Source organism: Cellulomonas bogoriensis 69B4 = DSM 16987, assembly GCF_000767165.1.
In the GTDB taxonomy this organism is placed as follows: Bacteria; Actinomycetota; Actinomycetes; order Actinomycetales; family Cellulomonadaceae; genus Actinotalea; species Actinotalea bogoriensis.
Genome location: NZ_AXCZ01000310.1, coordinates 1 through 1,647, shown reverse-complemented (window position 1 = coordinate 1,647; position 1,647 = coordinate 1). Strand labels below are relative to the sequence as shown.

The window sequence follows — 1,647 nt, the reverse complement described above, 5'->3', positions numbered from 1 at the left end:
CTCCTCCCACAGCAGGCTCACGTTCGCCGTGGCGTTGGTCGACGCGCTGCCCTCGACGGTCCTACCGGTGGTGACGACGCTCGCGTCGTTCCACACGTCGTCGATCTCGCCGTCGATCTCCGGGGCAACGGTGGCCTCGGGGATCTCGGTGAACGACAGCTCCTCGACCAGGGTCAGGGTGCCGGTGGCACCCTCGTCGCCCCAGCTGGCGTCACCGACGGTGACGTCGAACTCGAGCTCGTCGCCGATGGCCCCCTCGGCAGCCAGCGGAAGCTGGACGATCGCCTCCCAGATGTCACCGTCCTCCTGCGTGGCCTGGGTGCCGTTGTCGGCACCCCGCTCGACGGTGGTCTCATCACCCTCGACGCTGAACGTCACGCTGTCCTCGGCCCCGTCGACCGCGACGTACACGGTGAGCTGGTCACCGCTCCACCGGGTCTGGAACGCGGCAGAGAAGTCGACGTCGTTGAGGGGCAGGGTCTGCCACTCGATCGCGTCGAACGAGTCCAGCCCGACCTCACCCTGGAACGCCAGGGCGGTCCGCACCCGCGGCACGAGGCTGTCGGCGTCACCCATCAGCCCGAAGTAGGCCGGCTTGGCCTGAAGCCCGGCGTCGAACACCAGCGGCGCCTGCGCACTGCGCCAGCTGCGGTTGTCCGTCAGACCCCAGATGCTCACCGAGTACAGGACGTCGGCGTGGCTGCGGAACGACTCGAACGCGTCCCGGTAGTAGTAGCCCTGCTCGATGATGTTCGCATCGGTGACGGGCTCGCCGACGGTCACGTCCAGCTCGGTGACGGCCTGGAGCAGGTCGAAGTCACGGAACCGCTCGATCGTCTGGTCGAGGTTCTGCACCGGCAGCGACAGGCTCACGTGGAACTGGTGGCCCACACCGTCGATCGGCACATCCCGCTCGAGCAGTCGCTCGATGAGGCTGTAGTACCGGTTCTGCTTGCCGCTCAGCTCGGTGTTGTAGTCGTTGATGAACAGGGTGACCGGACGGTCGGTGCCCGGCGCTGCGTAGACGTCGTTGAAGTAGCGGTCGGCGTAGATGAACGACAGGTCGATGAACTCCTCGCCGAGGATCCGGTACCACTCGCTGCGACGCAGACCGTCCTCGTGCTCACCGGAGTCCGAGACGACCTCGTTGATGACGTCCCACGCCACCAGCGGGTTGCCCTCGCTGCCGAAGAGGCCGTACTCCTCCGACAGGAGGCGCGCGACGTCCTCGATGTGCTCTTCCATGCGGTCGCGCATGATCTGCTTGTCGGCCTCGCTGTTGGTCAGCGGGTCACCGTTGGCGTCGGCGTAGAACCACGACGGGGTCTGGCTGTGCCACACCAGCGTGTGACCGTACATCCCCATGTCGTTGTCCTGGGCGAAGTCCATGAGGGCCTCGGCCTGCGGGTGGATGCCGAACTGACGGTCGTCCCAGCTGTTGCCGCTGAACCAGGCCTCGACCTTCATGTGGTTCTCGGCGGTGATCTGGTTGAAGTGCCGCGTGGTCAGCTCAGCAGCCGCACCCACGGTCTCCCGCTCGTCGAGCGCGACACCCACCGGGAAGTAGTCGGCGTGCCGCTCGAAGATCGACGGCAGGTCCTGGACCTCGGCGGCTTCCTGGGAGGTGATGGTGATGTAGTCGACCAG

1 protein-coding gene is annotated in these 1,647 nt (G+C 66.5%); it reads right to left on the bottom strand.

Features of this window, described 5'->3' with window-relative positions; genetic code table 11:
• Window positions 1–1,647 (bottom strand): endo-1,4-beta-xylanase (locus N869_RS16715; RefSeq protein ID WP_198026101.1); only part of this gene is annotated, 1,647 nt, incomplete at both ends.